The organism is Kitasatospora sp. MAA19, from assembly GCF_029894125.1.
Classification (GTDB): Bacteria; Actinomycetota; Actinomycetes; order Streptomycetales; family Streptomycetaceae; genus Kitasatospora.
Genome location: NZ_JARXYZ010000039.1, coordinates 1 through 16,043, shown reverse-complemented (window position 1 = coordinate 16,043; position 16,043 = coordinate 1). Strand labels below are relative to the sequence as shown.

Here is a 16,043-nt window from a genome sequence, read left to right as displayed (position 1 = left end):
ATGATCACGCACGGTCATTGTGAGGTTTGTCCGACTTGTTACCTCTGCCACATTGCACTTGAATCCAAGGTGAACGGAGTGTTGCAGACCGCCATTCAAAGGTGCTGGCGGAGTCGGAAGGCGATACGTCCAGGCGCCCCCGCGGGCCGCCGCAACCCTCGGGCGGGGTACGAGAACCGCAGCCCCGACCCGGAAAGATCTAGGTAACGTTTCGACACCTGGGACGCGAAAGGGGCCGGGCTCCTGCGAGCCCGACCCCTCCATCACTGTCCGTAGTCGTCGGCGCGGTGGCGCCGGCGTCCTCACACCAGCGGCAGCCAGCCCGTCTGGACCATCTGCCCGCCGGTCGCCCGGCGCGACACGTACACCCCGCGGCCCGGCGGCAGCGGCATCGGCTTGACCGTCCCCAGCAGCGCGCCCTCGTCCCGGTTCCCGGAGAGGATCACGCCCTGCCCGCCCAGCTCGCGCATCCGCTGCAGCACCGGCTCGTACAGCGAGCGGCCGGCGCCGCCCGCGCTGCGGGCCACGATCACCCGCAGGCCGATGTCCCGGGCGAACGGCAGGAACTCCGCCAGCGGCGCCAGCGGGTTGCCCGAGCTCGTCGCGACCAGCTCGTAGTCGTCCACGATCACGAACATGTCCTTGCCGCTGTACCAGCTGCGGTTGCGCAGCTGCTCGGCGGTCACGTCCGGGCCCGGCAGGCGGCGCGCGCAGGCCCCGCGCAGCATGTCCACGATGGTCGCCATGGCCGGCTGCGCGGCCGCGTACTCCACCAGGTACTCCGGCGGCACGGTGCCCAGCAGCGCGCGCCGGTAGTCACCGACCACGATGCCCGCCTGGTCCGGGGTGTACCGCTCGGTGATCTGCTTGATCAGCATCCGCAGCAGCGCGGACTTCCCCGACTCGGTGTCGCCGAAGACGATGAACAGCGGGTCGGTCTCGAAGTTCACGAACGCCGGCGCCAGCTCGGCCTCGTCCACGCCGAAGGCGATCCCGCGCTCCGGGTGCTCGAAGCCCTTCGGCAGCGAGGCCCCGTCCAGGACGGCCGGCAGCATCCGCACCTGCGGCGCGCGCGGGCCGGTCCAGGCCCCGGCGACGGCGGTGACCAGGCCGGCCACCCCGTCCTGCAGGTCCTCCACCGTGGAGGCGCCGTCCAGCCGCGGCAGGCCGGACAGGAAGTGCAGCCGCTCCGGGGTGATGCCGCGCCCGGCCAGCGCCGGGACGTTCTGCGCCACCCGGCGGTCGACCTCGGACTCCATCGCGTCGCCGAGCTTCAGCTCGGTCCGGTTCTGCAACAGGTCCTTCAGCGCCGGACGCACCTCCGCGTACCGGGCCGCGGTGACGATCAGGTGGACGCCGTAGCCGAGGCCGCGCTGGGCGATGTCGCCGATCACCGGCTCCAGCGCCTCGAACTCCTGCTTGAAGGTGTTCCAGCCGTCGATCACCAGGAACACGTCGCCGAACGCCTCGTCCGGCAGCTGCCCGGCCGCCCGGCGGGCCCGGTACGTCCCGATGGTGTCGATGCCCGCGGCGCGGAACAGCTCCTCGCGCCGGTTCAGCACCCCGTGCACCTCGGAGACCATCCGGCGCACCTTGTCGACGTCCAGACGCCCGGCCACCCCGCCGACGTGCGGCAGCCCGGCCAGCGACTGGAAGCTGCCCGCGCCGAAGTCCAGCAGGTAGAACTGCACCTCCAGCGGGGTGTGGGTGAGCCCGAACGAGGCCACCGTGGTGCGCACCACCGTCGACTTGCCCGAGCGCGGGCCGCCCACGATCAGGCCGTGGCCGGCCGCCCCCGCGTAGTCGACCGCCAGGATGTCGGTCTTCTGCTCGCGCGGCTTGTCCACGATGCCGATCGGCACCCGCAGCCGGCCCACCGGGAAGCCGGGCGCGGTCAGCCCGCGCTCCGGCACCACCTGCAGCGGCGGCAGCAGGTGGTCCATGCTCGGCGCCTCCTCCAGCGGCGGCAGCCACACCTGGTGCGCGGCCGGGCCCTGGCCCGCCATCCGCTGCACGAACACGTCCAGCACGGTGTCGACCAGCGCGTCGTCCTGCTCCGGGGCCCGCGGCGCCTCCTCCTCCACGGTCGGCTCCGGCAGGTCCACCCGGGCCGCGGTGAACAGCACCGGGCGGGCGTTCACCCGCCGCCCGCCGGTCGACCGCTGCTGCCCCGGCGCCCGGTAGGGCCCCGAGACGTACGCGGCCTTGAACCGGTCCATCACGTCCTCGCCGAACTTGAGGTAGCCGACCCCCGGCACCGGCGGCAGGTGGTAGGCGTCCGGCACGCCGATCGCCGCCCGGGACTCGGCCGCGGAGAAGGTGCGCAGGCCGATCCGGTAGGAGAGGTAGGTGTCCAGGCCGCGCAGCTTGCCCTCCTCCAGGCGCTGCGAGGCCAGCAGCAGGTGCACCCCCAGGGACCGGCCGATCCGGCCGATCTGGATGAACATCTCGATGAAGTCCGGCTTGGCGGTGAGCAGTTCGGAGAACTCGTCGATGATCAGCACCAGCGAGGGCAGCGGGTCCAGCGCCGCGCCGGCCGCCCGGGCCCGCTCGTACTCGTGGATGTTGGCGTAGTTGCCCGCCGAGCGCAGCAGCTCCTGGCGGCGGTGCAGCTCGCCCTCGATCGCGTCCCGCATGCGGTCGACCAGGGTGAGCTCGCCCTCCAGGTTGGTGATCACCGCGGAGGTGTGCGGCATGTCCGTCATGCCGGAGAAGGTCGCACCGCCCTTGAAGTCGGCGAGGACGAAGTTCAGGATCTCCGAGGAGTGCGTCATCGCCAGCGCCAGCACCAGGGTGCGCAGCAGCTCCGACTTGCCGGAGCCGGTCGCGCCCACGCACAGGCCGTGCGGGCCCATGCCCTCCAGCGCGGCCTCCTTGATGTCCAGGTAGACGTGCTCGCCGTTCGCGCCGACCCCGATCGGCACCCGCATCCGCTCGTGCTGCGCGCGCGGCCGCCAGCTGCGCGTCACGTCGAAGGAGCCCGGATCGCCCGAGCTCATCAGGTCGGTGAAGTCCAGGTTCGACAGCAGCGGCTCGTCGTCCCCGCCGGCCGAGATCCGGTACGGCGCCAACTGCCGTGCCAGCGCCTCGGACTGCCAGACCGAGAGCAGGTCCGGCTTGCCGGTGTACGTCGCGCCGGAGGCCGAGCGCAGCTCCAGCTCCTGCGGGCCGACCGTCACCATCAGGTGCCCGCTCGGCTCGTCCAGGTCGCCCGGCACCACCTCGATGACGGTCACCCCCTGCACCCCCTCGGGGCTCGCCAGCAGCGAGTCGTGCGGCACCCCGGCGCCGTCCATCACCACCACCAGGTGCGGCTGGTCCGGCGCGGGCGCCGCGTCCCGGACGAACCGCTGGCGGCCGGCCAGCTCGTCCTGCAACAGGAACTCCAGCTCGGCCAGATCGGTGGCGATCAGCCGGCGCGAACCCGCGCCGTCGGCCTCCTTGCGGTGCTGGTTGTGCGGGAGCCACTTGGTCCACTCCCACTCCTCCGCCGCGCCCGGGGCCGCGGCCACCGCGACCAGCAGGTCGTCCGGCGAGTGCAGAGTGGTCAGTTGGGCGATCATCGCGCGCACGTTGCCGTACACCGAGTCCGCGTCCCCGCACACCGTGATGTGGTAGAAGGCGCGCAGCGACACCGCCAACGGCAGGTCCTGCAGCGTGCCGTGCGCCTTCAGGAAGGAGTGCATCGCGGCGGCCGACAGCGGCTCCAGCTCGTCCATCGGCGCGGTCTGCGGAGCCACCAGCGGCGTCGACAGCTGCACCGGGCCCAGACCCACCCGGATCTGCGCGAAGTCGCCGTCCCCGGTCCGGCGCTCCCACAGCCGCCGGCCGTCCGCCACGATCGACCACAGCTGGTCCGGCGCCGGGTTCAGGAACAGCAGTGCGCCGCGCTGGCGCTCCGCCGTGCGGCGCACCTGGCGGCGCATCTGCTGCAGGTACTTGAGGTAGTCGCGCCGCTCGTCCGCCATCGCGGTCGAACCGCCCCTGCGGGCCCGCATGATCTGCGCCAGCACCATGCCGACCGTCGAGGCGATCATCAGACCGCCCATGATCTTCATCGGGGCCGCCGCGCCCGGCGAGAAGAAGAACACCGCCGAGCCGCCCATGCCGAGCATCGGCAGGATGCTCATCAGCCAGTCCTCGCGGCCCTGCCGGGGCAGTTCGGGCGGGGTCACCAGCTCCACCGGCTCGTCCGGCACCGCCGGCGGATAGGCCCTGGCCGGGCGCTTGACCGTGATCACACCCATGTGTCATCCACCCCGCGGCGTCGATCGATCACTTCGGCATCAGCCCTCATGCAACTGGACCCGTACGGTTCGTACGGGTTTCACGCGGGCGAGGACGCGCCACACGGCGCCGCCCCCCGTACCGCGCGCAGGGGCCGATCCTAACGGTCGCCCCCGCACCGCCCGCCAGGCCCCGACCCCGTACCGCCTACCCGGGCCCCGGCCCGGACCGGCGCCGGGCACGAACCGACCGGGTAGGGTAACGCCGCGCCAACTGGTGGCCCGCCCGGGCCGGTTCCACGGACCGCCGGCCACCGCGCAGCAGCCGTACCGACCGCCGCCGTGCCGCGGCACCGCCGACCAGCGGCACCGTCAACAAGGGGGAGCGCCCAGTGCGTCGAAGGATCGAGGTGCGGCGATGAGCAGTCCCGCCGCGACCGGCTACTGCCGGGTCACCGTCGTCGCCCCGGACCGCCGGATCGACGTCGCCCTGCCCGAGGACGTCCCGCTCGCGGACGTCTACCCCGAGGTGCTGCGCCTGGCCAACCAGACCCAGCCCGACGGCGCACCCACCGGCTTCCACCTGGTCCGCCGCGACGGCACCGTCCTCGACAGCGGCCTGCCGCTCGCCGCCCAGCAGGTCCGCGACGGAGACCTGCTCGCGCTGCGCCCCTTCGCCGAGTCCCTCCCGCCGGCCGTCTACGACGACGTCGCCGACGCGATCGCCAGCGCCGTCGAGACCGACCGCCGGTTCTGGAGCGCCGAACTCATGCGGGCCTTCGGCCTGATCGGCGCCGGAGTGCTGCTCACCCTGCTCGGCTTCGCGCTCTGGTTCGCCGACCTGCGCCACGACATGCACGGCCTGCCCGGGGTCCTGGCCGGCGTCACCGCCGTCGTCCTCACCGCGCTGGCCGCCGTCCGCGCCCGGGTCTACCAGGACGCCCACGCCGCCCTCGCGCTCGGCCTCGGCGCCCTGCCGCACGCCATGATCGGCGGCAGCGGCCTGCTCCCCGTCGCCCACCCGTGGGACGGCCCCGGCCGGCTCCAGTTCCTGGCCGGCTGCGTCACCGTCCTCGTGGTCGCCGTGCTGCTCGTCGGCCTGCTGCCGGAGAAGGACGCGGTGTTCGTCGCCGCCGCCCTGGTCGCGGCCGCCGGCGCGCTCGCCACCTTCGCCGCCGTCCTGCTGCCGGACACCCCGGCCGGGCACATCGCCGCCGTCACCGGCGTCACCGCCGTCGCGGCCGTCGGCTTCCTGCCCAGCCTCTCCGCCCGCTTCGCCCGGCTGCCCGTCGGCTTCAGCGCCCCCGGCCAGACCCGCACCCGCAGCCGCGACTACGACGAGCAGGCCGAGCGCGCCGAGGCCGTCCAGTACGAGCGGATCGCCCACCAGGCCCGCCGCGGCCACGAGGTCCTGGTCGGCCTGGTCGGCGGTTGCTCCGCGGTCGTGGTCGGCTCCTGCGCCGTCCTCGGCTTCACCGACAAGACGTTCCCCGAGCTGCTCGCGCTCGCCCTGGGCCTGGCCACGATGCTGCGCGCCCGGCTGTTCCGCTACACCGCGCAGGTCTTCAGCCTCACCATCGCCGGACTGCTCGGCCTGTCCCTGCTGATCGTCGGCCTGTCCCTGCACACGCCGCAGTTCATCCTGCGCGCCGCCAGCTCCACCGAGGTCGACCTGCGCACCATCTGGCTGGCCGCCTCCATCGCGTTCGGCGCCGCACTGCTCGCCGCGATCGCCCTGGTGGTGCCGCGGCTCGGCGTCTCCCCGTTCTGGGGGCGCATCCTGGACCTGGTCGACAGCCTCACCCTGATCTCCCTCGTCCCGCTGGCGCTCGCCGTCCTGGACATCTACCGGCTGGTCCGCGGCGCCACCAGCTGACCGCCCCGACCGCCCGGCTGCCCGCCCACCCGGACCGGACCGGCCCGGGTGGGCGGCACTGGTACCCTTGGCCTTCGAGCGCAGCCGTGTGTCCGCCCCCGGTGGGTCGCAGACCGCCGGCCGTGCTCCGTCACGACACCGAGTTCTCGATGAGTCCTGTGTTGTCGACCAGGACCGCTCGGTAGACCTTGAAGGAGTTGCAGTGGCTCTCGCCTCTGACGTCAAGAAGCAGATCATCGCCGAATTCGGCACCAAGGAGGGCGACACCGGCTCCCCCGAGGTCCAGGTGGCCATGCTCTCCCGTCGTATCTCGGACCTGACCGAGCACCTCAAGACCCACAAGCACGACCACCACTCGCGTCGTGGCCTGCTGATCCTGGTCGGCCAGCGTCGCCGCCTGCTGCAGTACCTGGCCAAGAAGGACATCGAGCGCTTCCGTACGCTCGTCGACCGTCTCGGCATCCGCCGCGGTGCCGCCGGCGGCGCCCGCTAAGCACGCCGCTCGGGGCGGCTCCCCACACCGGGGAGCCGCCCCTCGCGCGTATGCCGCGGCCGTGCCGGACCGCGGCGCCCGGACATAACAACTCGCGCGCACCTCCCCTGGTGGCCGAGGATTGCACCGTAGGGTTGTGGGCATGCCGGGTGATGGCGCACCAGCGCGCCACCCGGGCAGAAGGACCCGAACCCCCCGCGGGCCGAAGGCTTCAAACGGAAGCCGCCCGCATCCGAGAGAGCGTCCAGACGCGGACCGCCCGCCCCGGCCCGGCAGCCGTGAGGCGCCGGTCCTCGGTAGTGGCCCCCGGAAGCCCCGCAGACCGAGCGGAGCACCCCGGAGGCTTCGATCGAAGACCGGCCCGACTGCCACCTCCCTGACGGGAGGACCCAGGGCCAGCCGGCAGGCAGCGCGGGGACGCTCTCCCGGAGACGTACGAAAGAGGAGATCTTCCAGGTGGAAGAGAACGTGTTCTACGCCGAGGCCGTGATCGACAACGGTTCCTTCGGCACCCGTACCATCCGCTTCGAGACCGGCCGTCTGGCCCGTCAGGCCGCCGGCTCCGCCGTGGCCTACCTGGACGACGACACCATGGTGCTGTCGGCCACCAGCGCGTCCAAGCAGCCGAAGGAGCACTTCGACTTCTTCCCGCTGACCGTGGACGTCGAGGAGCGGATGTACGCCGCGGGCCGGATCCCCGGCTCGTTCTTCCGTCGTGAGGGCCGGCCCTCCGAGGACGCGATCCTCACCTGCCGCCTGATCGACCGCCCGCTGCGCCCGTCCTTCGTCAAGGGCCTGCGCAACGAGGTTCAGGTCGTCTGCACCGTGATGGCGCTCAACCCCGACCACCTGTACGACGTGGTGGCCATCAACGCCGCCTCCGCGTCCACCCAGCTGGCCGGCCTGCCGTTCTCCGGCCCGATCGGCGGCGTCCGCGTCGCGCTGATCAAGGGCCAGTGGGTGGCCTTCCCGACCCACAGCGAGCTGGAGTCGGCCGTCTTCGACATGGTCGTCGCCGGTCGCGTCCTGCCGGACGGCGACGTCGCGATCATGATGGTCGAGGCCGAGGCCACCGACAAGACCATCAAGCTGGTCGCCGACGGCGCCGAGGCCCCGACCGAGGACGTCGTCGCCGCCGGTCTGGACGCCGCCAAGCCGTTCATCAAGGTGCTGTGCGCCGCCCAGGCCCAGCTCGCCGCCCAGGCCGCCAAGCCGACCGGCGAGTTCCCGGTCTTCCTGGACTACCAGGACGACGTGCTCGCCGCGCTGACCGCCGCCGTCAAGGACGAGCTCGCGCAGGCCCTCACCATCCCGGGCAAGCAGGAGCGCAACAACGAGCTGGACCGCGTCAAGGCGCTGGCCGCGGAGAAGCTGCTCCCCGAGTTCGAGGGCCGCGAGAAGGAGATCAGCGCCGCCTACAACGCGCTGACCAAGAAGATCGTCCGCGAGCGCGTCATCAAGGACAAGGTCCGCATCGACGGCCGCGGTGTCACCGACATCCGCACCCTGGCCGCCGAGGTCGAGGCCATCCCGCGCGTTCACGGCTCGGCCCTGTTCGAGCGTGGCGAGACCCAGATCCTGGGCGTCACCACCCTGAACATGCTGCGCATGGAGCAGCAGCTGGACACGCTCTCCCCGGAGACGCGTCGCCGCTACATGCACAACTACAACTTCCCGCCGTACTCGGTCGGCGAGACCGGCCGCGTGGGTGCGCCCAAGCGCCGCGAGATCGGCCACGGCGCGCTGGCGGAGCGGGCGATCATCCCCGTGCTGCCCTCCCGCGAGGAGTTCCCGTACGCCATCCGCCAGGTCTCCGAGGCGCTCGGCTCCAACGGCTCCACCTCGATGGGCTCGGTCTGCGCCTCCACCATGTCGCTGCTGAACGCCGGTGTGCCGCTGAAGGCCGCCGTCGCCGGTATCGCCATGGGCCTGATCTCCCAGGAGGTCGACGGTGAGACCCACTACGTCGCGCTGACCGACATCCTCGGTGCCGAGGACGCGTACGGCGACATGGACTTCAAGGTCGCCGGTACCCGCAACTTCATCACCGCGCTGCAGCTGGACACCAAGCTCAACGGCATCCCGGCGTCGGTGCTCGGCGCCGCGCTGAAGCAGGCCCGCGACGCCCGCCTGCACATCCTCGACGTGATGAACGAGGCCATCGACTCCCCGGACGAGATGTCCCCGAACGCGCCGCGCATCATCACCATCAAGATCCCGGTGGACAAGATCGGCGAGGTCATCGGCCCCAAGGGCAAGATGATCAACCAGATCCAGGAGGACACCGGCGCCGAGATCACGATCGAGGACGACGGCACCATCTACATCGGTGCCGCCGACGGACCGGCCGCCGAGGCCGCCCGCACCACGATCAACCAGATCGCCAACCCGACCATGCCGGAGGTCGGCGAGCGCTACCTGGGCACCGTGGTCAAGACCACGACGTTCGGCGCGTTCGTCTCGCTCATGCCGGGCAAGGACGGCCTGCTGCACATCTCGCAGATCCGCAAGCTGGCCGGCGGCAAGCGCGTCGAGAACGTCGAGGACGTCCTCGGTGTCGGCGCCAAGGTCCAGGTCGAGATCGCCGAGATCGACCCGCGCGGCAAGCTCTCCCTGATCCCGGTCGTCGAGGGCGAGGAAGGCGGCGAGGCCGCTTCCGAGTGAAGCGCCGCTAGCTGACCCCTTGCGGCCCGTACGCCTCCCGGCGTGCGGGCCGCACCCTGTTGCCCCGCGTTCGTCCGTGCGTTCCCACGCGCGTTTCCTCTGGAGGTACCCCCCGTGGCTCAGGCCCCGGCGGCGAAGCAGCGCCCCGGCACCACCCGGACCCTGCTCAAGGGCGCCGACGGCGCCGGCACGGTGCGCCGCACCGTCCTCCCCGGCGGCCTTCGGGTCGTCACCGAAACCCTGCCGACGGTGCGCTCCGCGACCTTCGGCATCTGGGTCGGCGTCGGCTCGCGGGACGAGACCCCGCAGCTGAACGGCGCCACCCACTACCTGGAGCACCTGCTCTTCAAGGGCACCGAGCGGCGCAGCGCGCTGGACATCTCGGCCGCCCTGGACGCGGTCGGCGGCGAGATGAACGCCTTCACCGCGAAGGAGAACACCTGCTACTACGCCCGGGTCCTGGACACCGACCTGCCGCTGGCCATCGACGTGGTCTGCGACATGGTCACCGGCTCGCTGATCCGCTCCGAGGACGTCGACTCCGAGCGCGGCGTCATCCTCGAGGAGATGGCGATGGCCGAGGACGACCCGGGCGACGTGGTGCACGACCTGTTCGCCAAGGTGATCTTCGGCAGCGGCCCGCTCGGCCGCCCGATCCTCGGCACCCAGGAGACCATCAAGGCGCTCACCCGGGACCAGATCGCCGGCTTCTACCGCCGCCGCTACCGGCCCGAGAACCTGGTCGTCTCCGCCGCCGGCAACCTCGACCACCGCAAGGTGGTCAAGCAGGTCGAGCAGGCCTTCGCGCCGGTGCTGGCCCAGTCCACCGCGGCCCCCGCCGAGGCCCGCCGCGGCGTCAAGACGCTGCGCACGGCCGGCCGGGTCGAGGTGCTCAACCGCTCCACCGAACAGGCCCACCTGGTGCTGGGTCTGCCCGGGGTGCCGCGGCACGACGAGCGCCGCTGGGCGATGGGCGTGCTCAACGCGGCCCTCGGCGGCGGGATGAGCTCCCGGCTGTTCCAGGAGGTCCGGGAGAAGCGCGGCCTGGCGTACTCGGTGTACTCGTACTCCTCGTCCTACGCGGACAGCGGCCTGTTCGGCATCTACGCCGGCTGCCAGCCCAAGCGGGTCGAGGAGGTGCTGCGGATCTGCCGCGAGGAGCTGGCCAAGGTGGTCGCCGAGGGCATCACCGAGGAGGAGCTGCAGCGGGCGATCGGCCAGATCTCCGGCTCCACCGTGCTGGGCATGGAGGACACCGGTTCGCTGATGAACCGGATCGGCAAGGCCGAGCTGAGCTACGGGCACCACCTGTCGGTGGACGACATGCTGGCGCGGATCGCGGCCGTGACCCTGGACGACGTCCAGGCGGTGGCCCGTGATGTGCTGGGCGCGTACCGGCCGTCGCTGGCGCTGATCGGCCCGGTCAACGACAAGCGGGCCGCCAAGCTCGTCGATCTGCTGGTGTGAGAGGACATTTCACTATGACGCTGCGTGTCGCCGTGATCGGAGCCAACGGCCGGATCGGCTCCGAGGCGGTCAAGGCCGTCGAGGCCGCGCCGGACCTCGACCTGGTCGCCACCCTCGGCCGCGGGTCCGCGCTGGAGGAGCTGACCGCGGCCGGTGTCCAGGTCGCCGTCGAGCTCACCCACCCGGACTCGGTGATGGGCAACCTCGACTACTGCCTGCACCACGGCATCCACGTGGTCACCGGCACGACCGGCTGGACGGACGAGCGGCTGGCCACCGTCCGCGGCTGGCTCGACCAGGCCCCGGAGCTGGGCCTGCTGATCGCGCCGAACTTCTCCATCGGCGCGGTGCTCGGCATGAAGTTCGCCCAGACGGCGGCGAAGTACTTCGAGTCGGTCGAGGTGGTCGAGCTGCACCACGACCGCAAGGCCGACGCCCCCAGCGGCACCGCCACCCGCACCGCGCAGCTGATCGCCGCCGCCCGCGCCGAGGCCGGCCGGCCGCCGCAGCAGGACCCGACCACCCACAGCCTGCCCGGCGCGCGCGGCGCCGACGTGGACGGGGTGCCGGTGCACGCCGTCCGGCTGCGCGGGCTGCTCGCCCACCAGCAGGTGATGTTCGGCGACACCGGCGAGACGCTCACCATCCGGCACGACTCGCTGCACCACAGCAGCTTCATGCCGGGCATCCTGCTGGGCGTGCGCAAGGTCGTCGAGACGCCGGGCCTCACCCTGGGCCTCGAACACTTCCTGGATCTGTGAGCCCGTCATGACGTCCCGTACCGGTTTCTTCGTCCTGTCCGGCGTACTGCTGCTGGTCGCCCTGCTCTGTGTCGGGGAGGGCGTCCAGCTGGTCGCCACCGGCAAGCCGCTGGGCATCGGCATCGGCCTCTGCGCCTTCGTCATCCCGGTGATCGGCGTCTGGTTCCTGCGCCAGACCGTCCGCTTCGGCCGGGCCAGCGAGCAGCTCGCCCGGGAGCTGGAGGCCGAGGGCGGCCTGCCGGTGGACGAGCTCAAGCGCACCACCGGCGGGCGGATCGACCGGGCCTCGGCCGACGCGGTGTTCGCCCGCCGCCAGGGCGAGGCGGAGGCCGCGCCGGGCGACTGGCGGGTCTGGTTCCGCCTCGCGGTGGCGTACGCCGACGCCGGCGACACCCCGCGCGCCCGCAAGACCATGCAGCACGCCATCAAGCTGCACAGCACCGAACCCGCAAGGAGTAACGCGTGAGCGACGAACCGACGGCCCCCAGCTTCCGCAGCGACGTGACCGTGGAACTGGTCCGCAGCGCGGCCGCCGACTCGGACGTCATCTGGGCGGCCCGCGTCTCGACCGCGGGGGAGCAGTCCCTGGAGGCGGTCCAGCAGGACCCCGAGAAGTCCAAGGGCCTGATCAACTTCCTGATGCGGGACCGGCACGGCACCCCCTTCGAGCACAACTCGATGACCTTCTTCATCAGCGCGCCGATCTTCGTGTTCCGCGAGTTCCACCGGCACCGCAGCGGCTGGTCCTACAACGAGGAGTCCGGCCGCTACCGCGAGCTGCAGCCGGTCTTCTACGTCCCGGCGGAGGAGCGCAAGCTCGTCCAGCAGGGCCGCCCGGGCCGCTACGAGTTCGTCGACGGAACCCCCGAGCAGCACAAGACCACCACCGAGGCGATGGAGGCCGCGTACCGCGAGGCCTACGCGCGCTACCAGGAGATGCTGGCGGCCGGCGTGGCCCGCGAGGTGGCCCGCGCGGTGCTGCCGGTCGGCCTGTTCTCCTCGATGTACGCGACCTGCAACTCCCGCTCGCTGATGCACTTCCTGTCGCTGCGGACCAAGCGAGAGAACTCGGCGGTGCCGTCCTTCCCGCAGCGCGAGATCGAGATGGTCGCCGAACAGATGGAGCAGGAGTGGGCGCGGCTCATGCCGCTCACCCATGCGGCCTTCGAGAAGCACGGCCGGGTCGCTCCCTGACCTGGGACGATAGGCATATGGACCGAGTGTCGGGCATGTCTGGATTGCGGCTTTTCTGGCCGCTCCCTACATTCGTGAACACGGATTCCGGTGCTGCCCGAACCCCCGAGCGGGCAGCACCGGGATCCCACCCACCGCCTGTTTCCGCCGCTCACCGCGCATGCCCTGTCCGAACCCTGGACCGGCATGGGTACCGTCCCACCGCCTACGAGTAGCTTTGGACGCATGGCTCCGACCTCCACCCCCCAGACCCCGTTCGGCCGGGTCCTGACCGCGATGGTCACCCCGTTCACCGCCGACGGCGGACTCGACCTCGACGGCGCCCAGCGCCTCGCCACGCACCTCGTGGACTCCGGCAACGACGGCCTCGTCGTCAACGGCACCACCGGGGAGTCCCCGACCACCAGCGACGCCGAGAAGGCCCAGCTCGTCCGCGCCGTGGTGGAGGCGGTCGGGGACCGCGCCCACGTGGTGGCGGGCGTCGGCACCAACGACACCCACCACAGCGCCGAACTGGCCCGGCAGGCGGAGGCCGCCGGAGCCCACGGCCTGCTGGTCGTCACGCCGTACTACAGCAAGCCCCCGCAGGAGGGCCTGTACCGGCACACCGTGCACATCGCCGACGCCACCGGGCTGCCGGTCATGCTGTACGACATCCCGGGCCGCAGCGGCGTCGCGCTGAGCCACGAGACGCTGGTCCGGCTCGGCGAGCACCCGCGGATCGTCGCCAACAAGGACGCCAAGGGCGACCTCGGCGCCGCCGCCTGGGCCATCGCCCGCTCCGACCTCGCCTGGTACTCCGGGGACGACATCCTGAACCTGCCGCTGCTGTCCGTCGGCGCCGCCGGCGTGGTCAGCGTCGTCGGACACGTCGTGGCCGGTGAACTGCGTGCGATGATCGAGGCCTACCTGGCCGGCGATGTGGCCAAGGCCACGGCGATCCACCAGAGCCTGCTCCCGGTGTTCAGCGGTATGTTCCGCACGCAGGGAGTCATCCTGGCCAAGGCCGCCCTGGAGCTCCAGGGACTGCCGGCCGGTCCGCTGCGGCTGCCCCTGGTCGGTGCGACTCCCGAGGAGATCGCGCAATTGACGAAGGATCTCGCCGCCGGCGGGGTACACCTGTAGCAGACAAAGACGTGCGCGCCCCGGCTCGCCGGACCCTCACGGGCCCGCCGCTGGACCGGATCGAAGGCGCGAGAGCACAGACCCGGTAGGAAAACGACACTGAGTACGCACGCCATATGTCTCCAGGGGGAGGACCCCGGGCATGTGGCGTGCGTCGTGAGGAGAGTCTTTTGAGCCACCCGCATCCCGAACTCGGCGCGCCCCCGGCCCTGAAGGAGGGCGCCCTCCGCATCACTCCGCTCGGCGGCTTGGGCGAGATCGGCCGCAACATGACGGTCCTCGAATTCGGGGACCGCATTCTGATCGTCGACTGCGGCGTCCTCTTCCCCGAGGACGAGCAGCCCGGCGTGGACCTGATCCTCCCGGACTTCAGCTACATCCGGGACCGCCTCGACAAGATCGACGGCATCGTCCTCACCCACGGGCACGAGGACCACATCGGCGCCGTCCCGTTCCTCCTGCGGGAGAACCCGGACATCCCGCTGATCGGCTCCAAGCTGACCCTCGCCCTGATCGAGGCCAAGCTCGTCGAGCACCGCATCCGGCCGTACGTGCTGGAGGTCAAGGAGGGCGAGCGCGAGCGCATCGGCCCCTTCGACTGCGAGTTCATCGCGGTCAACCACTCCATCCCGGACGCGCTCGCGGTCGCCGTGCGCACGCCCGCCGGCATGGTCGTCGCCACCGGTGACTTCAAGATGGACCAGTTGCCGCTCGACGGCCGCCTCACCGACCTGCCGACCTTCGCCAAGCTGGCCGAGGAGGGCATGGACCTGCTGCTGGTGGACTCCACCAACGCCGAGGTCCCCGGCTTCATCCCGCACGAGCGCGACATCTCGGCCGCGCTGCGAAACGTTTTCGCGAACGCGGACAAGCGCATCATCGTCGCCTCCTTCGCCAGCCACGTGCACCGCATCCAGCAGGTGCTGGACGCCGCGCACGAGTACAAGCGCAAGGTCGCCTTCGTCGGCCGCTCGATGGTCCGCAACATGGGCATCGCCCGCGACCTCGGCTACCTGAAGGTCCCCGGCAACATGGTCGTGGACGTCAAGCAGCTGGACGACCTGCCGGACAAGGAGGTCGTGCTGATCTGTACCGGCTCGCAGGGCGAGCCGATGGCCGCGCTGTCCCGGATGGCCAACCGCGACCACCAGATCCGCATCGTCGAGGGCGACACCGTCGTCCTGGCGTCCTCGCTCATCCCGGGCAACGAGAACGCCGTCTACCGGGTGATCAACGGCCTCACCCGCTGGGGCGCCAAGGTCGTGCACAAGGGCAACGCCAAGGTGCACGTCTCCGGCCACGCCTCGGCCGGCGAGCTGCTGTACTTCTTCAACATCTGCAAGCCGCGCAACCTGATGCCGGTCCACGGCGAGTGGCGCCACCTGCGGGCCGCCGCCGAGCTGGGCATCGCCACCGGCATTCCGCGCAACCGCGTGGTCATCGCCGAGGACGGCGTCTGCGTCGACCTGGAGAAGGGCGTCGCCCGGATCGTCGGCAAGGTCCAGGCCGGGTACGTCTACGTGGACGGCGCCTCGGTCGGCGACATCACCGAGGCCTCGCTCAAGGACCGCAGGATCCTCGGCGAGGAGGGCTTCATCTCGGTCTTCGTCGCGGTCGACTCGACCAACGGCAAGATCGTGGGCAGCCCGACCATCCAGGCGCGCGGCTCCGGCATCGAGGACAGCGCGTTCACGCCGGTCGCCGCCAGGCTCCAGGAGGCCCTGGACCGCTCGGCGAGCGACGGTGTCCTGGAGCCCCGTCAGGTGCAGCAACTGGTCCGCCGGACCATCGGCAAGTGGGTGGCGGACAACTACCGCCGCCGGCCGATGATCCTGCCGGTCGTCGTCGAGGTCTAAGCACCCCGGCGGCCGGTCCACGGCTGGTTTGACGTGGGGCAGCCCGGTGCGTAATGTTCTCCGGGTTGCCCCACGGGACGGCCCCGCAGGAAGCCCTCGAATATGAATTCGAGAAGGACCGCGGAAAACGGCCCGAGAAACTCTGATAGAGTTCGGGAGCGCCGAAAGGCGAAAGCCGATCAGGTAAATGAAACTCCGGAAAACGGAGCGGAAAACATCTGATAAGCTGGAAACACGAAAGAACGAAGCGCCCGGAGGGCCCGCTGGAAGGCGGTCCGAAGGAAGTGTCCGTTCCTTGAGAACTCAACAGCGTGCCAAAAGTCAACGCCAGATATGTTGACATCCCCGGCCTCAGATTCTTCTGGGGTTGGAGATTCCTTT

At 71.2% G+C, this 16,043-nt stretch carries 11 protein-coding genes; 9 read left to right on the top strand and 2 right to left on the bottom strand.

Features of this window, described 5'->3' with window-relative positions:
• Nucleotides 1-302: 302 nt before the first annotated feature.
• On the bottom strand, nucleotides 303-4,247 hold the full coding sequence (gene eccCa / locus P3T27_RS35215) for a type VII secretion protein EccCa (RefSeq protein ID WP_280685375.1): 3,945 nt from the start codon (nucleotides 4,245-4,247) through the stop codon (nucleotides 303-305).
• Nucleotides 4,248-4,644: 397 nt separating this feature from the next.
• Between eccCa and eccD the strand changes: the two genes are divergently transcribed.
• From eccD to P3T27_RS35170, 9 genes are all read left to right on the top strand, one after another.
• Nucleotides 4,645-6,102 carry a type VII secretion integral membrane protein EccD gene (eccD, locus tag P3T27_RS35210; RefSeq protein WP_280685374.1) on the top strand — a complete coding sequence of 486 codons (1,458 nt, stop codon included), beginning with the start codon at nucleotides 4,645-4,647 and terminating at the stop codon, nucleotides 6,100-6,102.
• A gap of 202 nt (nucleotides 6,103-6,304) precedes the next feature.
• Nucleotides 6,305-6,595 carry a 30S ribosomal protein S15 gene (gene rpsO / locus P3T27_RS35205; protein ID WP_280685373.1) on the top strand — a complete coding sequence of 97 codons (291 nt, stop codon included), beginning with the start codon at nucleotides 6,305-6,307 and terminating at the stop codon, nucleotides 6,593-6,595.
• A 456-nt stretch (nucleotides 6,596-7,051) separates the two neighbouring features.
• A complete protein-coding gene (locus P3T27_RS35200; protein WP_280685372.1) occupies nucleotides 7,052-9,259 on the top strand; it encodes a polyribonucleotide nucleotidyltransferase in 2,208 nt (735 codons plus the stop codon).
• 114 nt (nucleotides 9,260-9,373) lie between these two features.
• A complete protein-coding gene (locus P3T27_RS35195; RefSeq protein ID WP_280685371.1) occupies nucleotides 9,374-10,726 on the top strand; it encodes a pitrilysin family protein in 1,353 nt (450 codons plus the stop codon).
• Nucleotides 10,727-10,740: 14 nt separating this feature from the next.
• The gene (gene dapB / locus P3T27_RS35190) at nucleotides 10,741-11,487 is read left to right on the top strand and encodes a 4-hydroxy-tetrahydrodipicolinate reductase (protein WP_280685370.1); all 747 of its coding nucleotides are present in this window, start codon (nucleotides 10,741-10,743) and stop codon (nucleotides 11,485-11,487) included.
• Between the two features lie 7 nt (nucleotides 11,488-11,494).
• Nucleotides 11,495-11,953 carry a tetratricopeptide repeat protein gene (locus P3T27_RS35185; protein WP_280685369.1) on the top strand — a complete coding sequence of 153 codons (459 nt, stop codon included), beginning with the start codon at nucleotides 11,495-11,497 and terminating at the stop codon, nucleotides 11,951-11,953.
• Nucleotides 11,950-12,681 (top strand): FAD-dependent thymidylate synthase, encoded by a 732-nt coding sequence (gene thyX, locus P3T27_RS35180; RefSeq protein ID WP_280685368.1) that lies wholly within the window; start codon nucleotides 11,950-11,952, stop codon nucleotides 12,679-12,681. Before P3T27_RS35185 ends, thyX begins: the two co-directional genes overlap by 4 nt.
• A gap of 225 nt (nucleotides 12,682-12,906) precedes the next feature.
• Nucleotides 12,907-13,806, top strand: a complete 900-nt coding sequence (gene dapA, locus P3T27_RS35175; RefSeq protein WP_280685367.1) for a 4-hydroxy-tetrahydrodipicolinate synthase — start codon at nucleotides 12,907-12,909, stop codon at nucleotides 13,804-13,806.
• 170 nt (nucleotides 13,807-13,976) lie between these two features.
• A complete protein-coding gene (locus P3T27_RS35170; RefSeq protein ID WP_280685366.1) occupies nucleotides 13,977-15,662 on the top strand; it encodes a ribonuclease J in 1,686 nt (561 codons plus the stop codon).
• A 179-nt stretch (nucleotides 15,663-15,841) separates the two neighbouring features.
• On the opposite strand, the gene P3T27_RS35165 is transcribed toward P3T27_RS35170, so the two are convergent.
• Nucleotides 15,842-16,043 (bottom strand): hypothetical protein (locus tag P3T27_RS35165; RefSeq protein WP_280685365.1); only part of this gene is annotated, 202 nt, incomplete at its 5' end.